Origin of the sequence: Geoalkalibacter sp., from assembly GCF_030604225.1 — a bacterium.
Classification (GTDB): domain Bacteria; phylum Desulfobacterota; class Desulfuromonadia; order Desulfuromonadales; family Geoalkalibacteraceae; genus Geoalkalibacter.
Map to the genome: position 1 here is coordinate 1 of NZ_JAUVWH010000127.1, position 8,938 is coordinate 8,938.

At 63.7% G+C, this 8,938-nt stretch carries 10 protein-coding genes; all 10 read left to right on the forward strand.

Annotated features, from left to right (window positions below; translation table 11 throughout):
* The first annotated feature begins 7 nt into the window (after positions 1 to 7).
* Positions 8 to 1,465 (forward strand): nitrogenase molybdenum-iron protein subunit beta, encoded by a 1,458-nt coding sequence (nifK, locus tag QAT43_RS12420; RefSeq protein WP_442900258.1) that lies wholly within the window; start codon positions 8 to 10, stop codon positions 1,463 to 1,465.
* A gap of 129 nt (positions 1,466 to 1,594) precedes the next feature.
* Positions 1,595 to 1,984 carry a nitrogen fixation protein NifX gene (nifX, locus tag QAT43_RS12425; RefSeq protein ID WP_442900259.1) on the forward strand — a complete coding sequence of 130 codons (390 nt, stop codon included), beginning with the start codon at positions 1,595 to 1,597 and terminating at the stop codon, positions 1,982 to 1,984.
* 37 nt (positions 1,985 to 2,021) lie between these two features.
* Complete coding sequence (gene fdxB, locus QAT43_RS12430) at positions 2,022 to 2,291, forward strand: ferredoxin III, nif-specific (protein ID WP_305043402.1); 270 nt, start codon at positions 2,022 to 2,024, stop codon at positions 2,289 to 2,291.
* A gap of 16 nt (positions 2,292 to 2,307) precedes the next feature.
* On the forward strand, positions 2,308 to 2,673 hold the full coding sequence (locus QAT43_RS12435) for a NifB/NifX family molybdenum-iron cluster-binding protein (RefSeq protein ID WP_305043403.1): 366 nt from the start codon (positions 2,308 to 2,310) through the stop codon (positions 2,671 to 2,673).
* A 309-nt stretch (positions 2,674 to 2,982) separates the two neighbouring features.
* Entirely contained in the window at positions 2,983 to 3,852 is an 870-nt protein-coding gene (locus QAT43_RS12440) for a radical SAM protein (protein WP_305043404.1), read from the forward strand.
* A gap of 33 nt (positions 3,853 to 3,885) precedes the next feature.
* Entirely contained in the window at positions 3,886 to 4,635 is a 750-nt protein-coding gene (modA, locus tag QAT43_RS12445; protein ID WP_305043405.1) for a molybdate ABC transporter substrate-binding protein, read from the forward strand.
* Between the two features lie 49 nt (positions 4,636 to 4,684).
* Positions 4,685 to 5,374 (forward strand): molybdate ABC transporter permease subunit, encoded by a 690-nt coding sequence (gene modB, locus QAT43_RS12450; RefSeq protein ID WP_305043406.1) that lies wholly within the window; start codon positions 4,685 to 4,687, stop codon positions 5,372 to 5,374.
* Positions 5,371 to 6,426, forward strand: a complete 1,056-nt coding sequence (modC, locus tag QAT43_RS12455; RefSeq protein WP_305043407.1) for a molybdenum ABC transporter ATP-binding protein — start codon at positions 5,371 to 5,373, stop codon at positions 6,424 to 6,426. Before modB ends, modC begins: the two co-directional genes overlap by 4 nt.
* Positions 6,427 to 6,447: 21 nt before the next feature.
* The gene (locus QAT43_RS12460) at positions 6,448 to 7,131 is read left to right on the forward strand and encodes a type 1 glutamine amidotransferase (RefSeq protein ID WP_305043408.1); all 684 of its coding nucleotides are present in this window, start codon (positions 6,448 to 6,450) and stop codon (positions 7,129 to 7,131) included.
* Between the two features lie 257 nt (positions 7,132 to 7,388).
* Positions 7,389 to 8,938: methyl-accepting chemotaxis protein (locus tag QAT43_RS12465; protein WP_305043409.1), on the forward strand; the 1,550-nt coding region annotated here is incomplete at its 3' end.

Sequence of the window (8,938 nt, forward strand, 5' to 3'; positions counted from 1 at the left end):
CATCGCCATGAGCGAAGCCGTTAAAATCGTCACCGAAATCACCCCCGAGGAAGAAGCGCGGGTGCTCGAATGGACCAAGTCCAAGGAATATCTGGAAAAAAACCTGGCCCGTGAAGCCACGGTCATCAACCCGGCCCACGGCTGCCAGCCGGTGGGCGCGCAGCTTGCGGCGCATGGCTTCGAGGGCAGCCTGCCCTTCGTGCATGGCTCCCAGGGCTGCGCCTCCTACTACCGCTCGACCCTCAACCGTCATTTCCGCGAGCCGGCACCGGCGGTCTCCGACGCCATGACCGAGGACGGCGCGGTGTTCGGCGGCCAGAACAATCTTTTCGAGGGGCTGGAGAACGCCTACCAGCTCTATCATCCGAAGATCATGCCGATTTTCACCTCGTGCATGCCCGAAATCATCGGCGACGACCTCACCGCCTTCATCAAGAACGCGCGGCTCAAGGGGCACATCCCCGAGGATTTCCCGCTGCCCTACGCCAACACGCCGAGCTTCAACGGCACCCATATCCACGGCTACGACGCCATGCTCAAGGCGATCCTTGAGGATCTAACCGCCGGCAAGCGCGTGGAAGGGGCCTGCACCGGCAAGCTCAACCTCATCGCCGGCTTCGATGCCTGCACCGGCAACTACCGCGAGTACAAACGGCTGCTCGACGCCATGGAGGTGCCGCATACCATCCTGGCCGATATCTCCGAGACCTTCGACTCGCCCCTCGACGGCGAATACAAATACTATCCCGGCGGTACGCCCCTGGCCGATGCGGCCGAGTCCATCAACGGCAAGGCGACCATCTCGTTGCAGAAGTACGCCACCGCCAACACCATGAAGTTCATCCAGCAGGAATATGGCGGTAAGCATGAGGTTCTGCCCATGCCTATCGGCGTGCAGGCCACCGATGCCTTTCTGCTCAAGGTGTCGAAGCTCTTCGGCAAGCCGGTGCCCGAGTCGATCAAGGCCGAGCGCGGCCGCGTGGTCGACGCCATGACCGACGCGCACCAGTACCTGCACAACAAGAAATTCGCCCTCTTCGGTGATCCCGATCAGCTCCTGGCCCTGGCCGGCTTCCTGCTGGAGATGGGCGCCAAGCCTTACCACGTGTTGTGCAGTCGCGCCTCCAAGAAGTTCGACAAGGAGATGAAGGCGCTGCTCGAATCCTCGCCCTACGGCAAGGACTGCAAGGTGTGGGTCAACAAGGATCTCTGGCATCTGCGCAGCATCCTGCTCGACGATCCCGTCGACATGATGCTCGGCGACACCCACGGCAAGTTCGCCGCCCGCGAAACGGGTACGCCGCTGATCCGCATCGGCTTTCCCATCATCGACCGGGTAAATGTCCACCGCTATCCCATCATCGGCTACCAGGGCGCGCTCAACCTGCTGACCTGGATCGCCAACAAGTTCCTCGACATCAAGGACGACACCTGCGGGGACCAGTGGTTCGAGATGATGAGATAAACGCCGGGACGAGGCTTGCGGGACGCGGTGTCCCGCAAGCCTTTCCCTTCCGGAGAACAGGCAGGATTGTGAATGTATCGGACCCGCCGCCTGAGCCTGATGACCAGCCCCCTCAAGGGAGGATTGAGCATGAAAGTCGCCTTCGCCAGTACCGACAAGACCCATATTGATGAGCATTTCGGCCAGGCCGAGCATTTCTACATCTGGGAAGTGGGCCCCGAGCAGGCCGAGTTTTCCGGCGTGGTGCAGGTGCGTGCCGACGGCGCGGGGCATTCCGACGACAAAATCGAGGCGCGCGCCGCGGCCCTTGCCGACTGCGCCCTGGTCTACGTCGCCGAGATCGGCGGGCCGGCGGCGGCGCGCCTGGTGGCGAAGAAGATTCACCCGATTAAAAGCAAGGACCAGGAAGCGATTGCCGCCGTGGTCGAAAAGCTCCAGGAAGTGCTGCGCGGCAGCCCACCGCCCTGGCTGCGCAAGGCCATGCTCAAGGGCGAGCGGCCCGGCCATGCGCAACCCTGATCGACAACCCAGAAAAAATGACGAAAGGATACATCCCATGGCCTATCTGACCGGCAAGACCAAGGGAGGCAAGGACTGGACCCCCGCCTTCATCGAAGCCATCGACCATGAAAAATGCATCGGCTGCGGGCGCTGCTACAAGGTGTGCTCGCGCAGCGTCTTCGGCCCCCTGGATCTGGAGGACGAGGAAAGCGAATCGGTGCGCATGGTCATGGGCATCGTCAACGACGCCAACTGCATCGGTTGCGTGGCCTGCGGCGTGACCTGCTCGAAAAAGGCCTTCAGCTTCAAGCCCATGGCCGCCTAGGCCGAAGGAGGTTGCCATGCTCATCGCCGTCGCATCCAAATCCGGCACCCAAGTCGATCAGCATTTCGGCCACGCCGAGCGCTTTCTCATCTACGATTGCGCCGCCGGCCAGCCGCGCCTGGTGGCGGAAAAGCCGGTGGAGAAATACTGCTCCTTCGATCCCGATCATCCCTTTCGCGAGGACAAGTTCAGCGCCATCGTCACCGCCCTGGAAGGCTGCCGTGCTGTAATCAGTGCCCAGATCGGTGAGCTGCCCAAGCAGGAGCTGGAAAAACGCGGCATCGCCGCCATCACCGCCGTCGGTCCCATCGACCAGGCCCTGCTGGCGGCCCACGGCACCCTGTGCGGCTGCGGCTTCAACTGCGGAAAAAAGAGTTGCTGACCCCCCTGCACAAAATAGATCCATACCAGAGCTGCAATTGCCTAGCGCATGGGCAGGTTGGGCGTTGAGGGACCCCTTCCTGCCCGATTTTTTGTGGAAATCCCAGGGCTTTTCATCTTTTTTCAAGCTGGCACGGCGAATGCATAAGGTTGAAACAAACGGCACAAGGCTGTGCCGCACTCCATTCAGGCAACGAAGCCCCGGCCCTCAGTTTGAGGTTCCGGGGCTTTATCGTTTCGGACCAGGCAAGGGCGCTTTCCGCAACTCGGGGAGCGCCCTTGCGCGTTTTTTCGGCAAAGGAGACCGACCATGAGCAAATCCTGTCCCATGATGGCCATGAAGAAACAAAGTGAGCACCCCTGCTTCGGCGGAGATCACGGCAAGGCGGGGCGCGTGCACCTGCCCGTGGCGCCGGGGTGCAACATCAAGTGCGGCTTCTGCGAGCGCAAGTTCGACTGCGCCAACGAGAGCCGTCCGGGCGTGACCAGCCGCGTGCTCAAGCCCGCCGAGGCCCTCGAACGGGTGCGGCTGCTGCTGCGTCATCCCAAGGTCGGCGACAAGCTGCGCGTGGTGGGCATCGCCGGCCCCGGCGACCCCCTGGCCAACGCGCGCACCTTCGAGACTTTTCGCCTGGTCAAGGAGGCCTATCCCGACATGATGCTGTGCCTGTCCACCAACGGGCTGCTGCTGCCCGAACGCATTGAAGAAATCGCCGCCCTTGACGTCCACAGCCTCACCGTCACCATCAACGCCCTGACCCCCGAGACCGGCGCCAAGGTCTACGAGTGGGTGCGCTACCAGGGCGCGGTGCTGCGCGGCGAGGAAGGCGCGGCGCTGCTTCTCGAAAAGCAGCTCGCCGGCGTCGAAGCGGCGGCCGCGCGCGGTCTGCTGGTCAAGGTCAACCATGTCTACATCCCGGGTGTCAACGACCACGAAACCCTCGATCTCGCCGTCAAGGTGCGCAATCTCGGCGCGACCATGATGAACATCATCCCGGTGATTCCCATCGGCCTGTTCAAGGACATCGCGCCGCCCTCCGACGCCGTCATGGAGATGGTGCGCAACCAGGCCGAGTTGATTCTCTCCCAGGCGCGCCACTGCCGCCAGTGCCGCGCCGATGCCGCCGGGCTGGTGGGGCAGGATATCGACCTCGCCGAGTTGCATGCGCAGGCGGGGTAGGCGGCGATAAATGTCTCTGCGAAGGAGTTAACAATGAAGAGGCGTTTCGGAGTTTTAGTCGTTTTCCTTTTCGTTCAGTTGTATGCCGCCGCATCGGTTTGGGCGGGCGAGGTGCGGATGTCGGCGGCGGCGAGTCTCAGGGAGGCGCTGGGAGAGATAACTACTCTTTATCACGCGCGGCACCCGACCGACAGGGTTCTGCCAAATTTTGGCGCCTCAGGCGCTCTGGCCAGGCAGGTCGAGCAGGGCGCGCCCGTGGACCTGTTCATCTCCGCCAACCGGCAATGGGTCGACTACCTGGCCGAGCGCGGCCTGATAACCGCCGAGGCAATCCAACTTCTGGCCGGTAACACCCTGGTTATCATCGGTCGCCAGGAAACGGTCCTGACGGCGCTCGGTAATCTTACGGAATTCAATCGCATCGCTATCGGCAGTCCGAAAAGCGTTCCCGCAGGCGCCTATGCGGAGCAGGCCCTGACCGCGGCAGGAATTCATTCACAGCTCGCTGATCGGCTCATCATGGCCCAGGATGTGCGTCAGGCCGTGGTCTATGCCGATCGCGGCGAGGTCGACGCCTCCCTTGTTTACAAAACCGATGCCTTGTTGGCCCAACAGGCTAGGATTCTTTATGAAATATCCTCGGACCTTCATGACGAAATCGTCTATCCCATGGTGTTGACTGTCTCCGGTGCCGGGAATCCGACGGCGGTCAACTTCCTGGCCTTTCTGCGGGGTCCCGAGGCCCGCCAGGTGCTGGAACGCTTCGGCTTTACCTTGCCATAAGTCGGGCTTTCAACAAATGACCAAGGACAACTGACAAGGGACGGTTTTCATGCCCGACTTCGCCCCCACGGATTACCAGGCCATGCTGCTCTCGGCCAAGGTGGCGCTGACCGCGACCCTGCTTTCGCTGCCCCTGGGGTTCGCCGTGGCCTGGCTGCTGGTGTTCAGCCGCGTGCCGGGCAAGGCCTTGATCGACGGGCTCGTCAACCTGCCCCTGGTGCTGCCGCCGGTGGTGGTGGGCTATCTGCTGTTGCTCGCCCTGGGCAGCCAGGGCTGGCTGGGTGGTGTGCTCGATGCCTGGGGCGTGCGGGTCATCTTCACCTGGAAGGCGGCGGTGCTGGCGTCCATGGTGGTGGGCTTTCCCCTGCTGGTGCGCGCCATTCGCCTGGGCATGGAGAGCATCGACACCCATCTGATCCAGGCTTCGCGCACCCTGGGCGCGCCCTGGTACGACACCCTCTTTACCGTGATTCTGCCCCTCTCGACCCGCGCCCTCATCGCCGGGGCGACCCTGATGTTCGCGCGCAGCCTGGGCGAATTCGGCGCCACCATCATCGTCGCCGGCAACATTCCCGGCGTCACCCAGACCATCCCCCTGGCCATTTTCGACTACACCAACACCCCCGGCGGCGACCGCCTGGCCCTGGGGCTGTGCCTGGTGTCCATCGCCCTGGCCCTGGCGGTGTTGCTGTTCAACGAGGGCCTGGTGAAGCGTCGGCAGCGCGGAGCGCGCTCATGAAGCTTGAACTGTCCTTGCGCAAGCGCTACGCGGATTTTGCCTTCGCGGCTGATTTTTCCGTGGAAGGCACGCGCCTCGGCGTCTTCGGCCCCTCGGGCAGCGGCAAGTCAACCCTGATGCATCTGCTCGCCGGGTTGCTGCCCCCGGATGACGGCTTCATTCGCCTGAACGATGAGGTGCTGTTCGACGCCGCGCGGGGGCTGTGCCTGGCCCCGGAAAAGCGGCGCATCGCCGTGGTGTTCCAGCATGCCCACCTCTTTCCCCATTTGAGCGTGCGCGCCAATCTGCTCTACGGCTACAAGCGCCTGAAGCGCAAGGAGCGGCGCATCGATCCCGCGGCCTTGTACGAGGTGCTCAATCTCGGTCCCCTGCTGGGGCGCGGCGTCACCAGCCTCTCCGGCGGCGAGCGCCAGCGCGTGGCCCTGGGCCGGGCGGTGCTCGCCCATCCGCGCCTGATCCTCATGGATGAACCGGTCAGCGGCCTCGACGACGCCCTCAAGTACCAGATTCTGCCCTATCTGCGCAAAGCCTTCGCCGAGTTCGGCATTCCGCTTATTTTCATCAGCCATTCCCTCAACGAAATGCGCCTGATGTGCGATACCGTGCTCGAATTCGGCAAGGGCCGCCTGCTGGCCCAGACCAGCGCCGAGGAGCTGGCGCGGCGGCGCCTGGCCGAGAGTCCGGTGGGCTACATCAATTTGCTGCGCCTCGATGATCGCCGCCCCAAGGAGGATCTGTCGGATTATCGCTGGGGAGACAAGCGTCTGATCCTCACCGGCGGCAACGGCGAGGGGGCCGGGATGTTTGAACTCTCGTCCAAGGATGTTACCCTGTTCAAGCGCCACCCCGAGGCGTCGAGCGCGCGCAACATCCTGCCCTGTCGGGTGAGCGGCCTGTTCGCCGCCGGCAACCGTCTCGGCGTGGAGTTGGACTGCGGCGGCGCCACGCTGGTCTCCCAGGTGGTGCACGAGGCGGCGCGGGATCTCGGCCTGCATCCCGGCAGTGAGGTCTTTGCCGTGATCAAGGCCTCGGCGTTTCGGCGCCTCTATTGAAATTCGTGGGGAGACTCACCCATGCTGCTCATCGTTGAAAATGACGTCCACTGTCCCGCCGGGCTCTACGCCGAACTGCTGAAATCCTGGGCGGTGCCCCATGGCTGGTGGCGTCCCTACGCCGGCGAACCCCTGCCGCCCCTTGGCGAACTTCAGGCGACCATCGTCCTGGGCGGGGCCATGGGCGTGGGGGACGAGGCGGAGTATCCCTTCCTGCGGGCGGAAAAGCAGTTTCTCAAGGACTGCCTCGCCCACGAACTCCCCTGTTTCGGCATCTGCCTCGGCGGCCAGCTGCTCGCCGAGGTTCTCGGCGCGCCGGTGCATTCCCGCCGCCACGGCGAGCACGGCTGTTCCCGGGTGAGCCTGACCGCCGCCGGCCAGAGCGATCCCCTCCTTCGCGGCCTGCCCGATCCTTTTCCCACCTTTCACTGGCACAACGACAGCTTCGAGATCCCCGCCGGGGCCGTGCATCTGGCTTTCACCCCCGCCTGCGCCGGTCAGGCCTTTCGTTTCGGCAGCGCCTGGGGCGTGCAGTTTCATCCCGAGGTCGATGAGGCCATCGTCGAGGTCTGGCGCCGCCGCGTCCAGGGCGATGTCGCGGTGGTCGAAGACTTTCGCCGGCATTGGCCGGAGCTGCAGGCAGGGGGTGCGCGGTTGCTTGCCAATTTTCTGCAAATCGCTGGTCTGGTTCCGTTCTTTCGCTGAATCCATTCTTCCCTTGCCCCGTGGAGGTGGCCGCGCGGGGGCGAGGGTGAAGCAAGGGCAGCAAGGACAAATAATAAAGGAAAAAATTAACTGCATATAATCTTATATGTTGCAATCCTGCCGGGCTAAATATTACCCTTTCGGTAATCAACGGGATTTTCTGATTGAGCATACCCCTTTCTTGGTGCGCGAATTGCAGTGTTTCCAGCCGGATGATCCTGTGAGACGTTGTCCCGTCACTGGCCACGGAGGACTGCATGAAAAATGTTCGTATGGGCGTCAAATTGTTGGGTGGGTTTGTGCTGGTGGGCTTGATTTCCGTGGCGGTGGGCCTCGTGGGGCTCAAGGGCATTGGCGGATTGGGGGGCCATGTGCATGAAATCGGCGCCGAAAGGTTTCCCGCCGTGCAGCACCTCTTCACCATCAAGGAAGCGGCGCAGGGCGCCACCATCGCGCAACGCTCGCTCCTCAACCCGGGGCTCACCCAGGCCGAGCGCGAGGAACTCTACGGCGAAAATGCGCGCACCCGCAACCGGATCAGCTTGGCGCGCGAGGCCTATGAACAATTACCGCGCACCGACGCGGAAGGCAGTCTTTACGACCAGCTTCAGGCGGCGTGGAGACAGCGCGACGAGGCGGTTGACCGCTTCACCGAGCTTTCGCGCAGCCTCGACGCCACGGGGATTCTCGACCCCATCGGCTTGCGCGCCGATCTGGAGAAGTTTCGCGGCGACCATTACCGCGCCGCCGTCCTGGCCCAGGACCTGATTCACGCGGGGGTCCACTTCGACGGCGGCCACGACCCCAGCCTGTGCGCCTTTGGCCGGTGGCTGCCCAACTTCCAGACCACCAATCCCCAACTTCGGGAATTGCTTGAGCAGGTGCGCGGCGTGCATGACGGTTTTCACCAGGCCGTCGGCCGCATCAAAATGTTCGCGGGCTCAGGAAACAAGGACCAGGCGCAGGCCGTCTACCGCGAGGCGATGATGCCCGCCGTGGAAAAAACCCTCGCGGTGTTCGACCAAATGCTCCAGGTGGCCAATAACTCGGCCGCGATTCAGCAGCAGATGAGCGCCCAACTCGTCGGACCGGTGGGGGAGGGCAGCGCACGCACCTACGCCCTGCTCGACGAATTGATCGCTCTGACTTCCGCCGGCGCTCAGGCCGCGGTTGTCGCCGTCGAGGCCGAAGTCGGCACGGCGCGGCTGTGGGTGGCCGGCGGCATGCTGACCGGCATCCTGCTGGCCGTCGTCTTTGGACTTCTCTTGACCCGCGGCATCACCGGCCCCTTGGGGCAGGCTTTGAGGATGGTCGAGGATCTGGCCGCCGGGCGCCTCGGGCGGCGGCTGAACATGCGCCGCAAGGACGAGATCGGCCGCATGGCCCAGGCCATGGACGGCTTCGCTGAAAATCTGGAAACCGAGGTTCTGGAAGCCTTTCAGCGCCTGGCTGATGGCGATTTCACCTTTCAGGCCCAGGGGTTGATCCGCGAGCCCCTGGCGCGCGCCAACCAGAGCCTCAACGCCCTGGTCGGCGAGTTGCAGCAGGTGGCCAACCAGATCGCCGGGGCGGGCAGCGAAGTGGCCGATGCCAGCCAGTCCCTTTCCCAGGGGGCCACCGAGCAGGCCAGTTCCCTGGAGGAAATCTCTGCCTCCATGAACGAAATGGTTGCCCAGACCCGCCAGAGCGCCGAACACGCCGCCCAGGCCGATCGTCTCTCGAGCGCCGCGCAGAGCGCCGCCGAGGAAGGCCATGTCAGGATGCAGGCCATGACCCAGGCCATGGCGGATATTTCCGTGGCCGGGCA

Bases quoted from the DNA above. Each gene is read 5' to 3' on its own strand.
- nifK (WP_442900258.1), top strand. From the start codon at position 8: ATGAGCGAAGCCGTTAAAATCGTCACCGAAATCACCCCCGAGGAAGAA.
- nifX (WP_442900259.1), top strand. From the start codon at position 1,595: ATGAAAGTCGCCTTCGCCAGTACCGACAAGACCCATATTGATGAGCAT.
- fdxB (WP_305043402.1), top strand. From the start codon at position 2,022: ATGGCCTATCTGACCGGCAAGACCAAGGGAGGCAAGGACTGGACCCCC.
- QAT43_RS12435 (WP_305043403.1), top strand. From the start codon at position 2,308: ATGCTCATCGCCGTCGCATCCAAATCCGGCACCCAAGTCGATCAGCAT.
- QAT43_RS12440 (WP_305043404.1), top strand. From the start codon at position 2,983: ATGAGCAAATCCTGTCCCATGATGGCCATGAAGAAACAAAGTGAGCAC.
- modA (WP_305043405.1), top strand. From the start codon at position 3,886: ATGAAGAGGCGTTTCGGAGTTTTAGTCGTTTTCCTTTTCGTTCAGTTG.
- modB (WP_305043406.1), top strand. From the start codon at position 4,685: ATGCCCGACTTCGCCCCCACGGATTACCAGGCCATGCTGCTCTCGGCC.
- modC (WP_305043407.1), top strand. From the start codon at position 5,371: ATGAAGCTTGAACTGTCCTTGCGCAAGCGCTACGCGGATTTTGCCTTC.
- QAT43_RS12460 (WP_305043408.1), top strand. From the start codon at position 6,448: ATGCTGCTCATCGTTGAAAATGACGTCCACTGTCCCGCCGGGCTCTAC.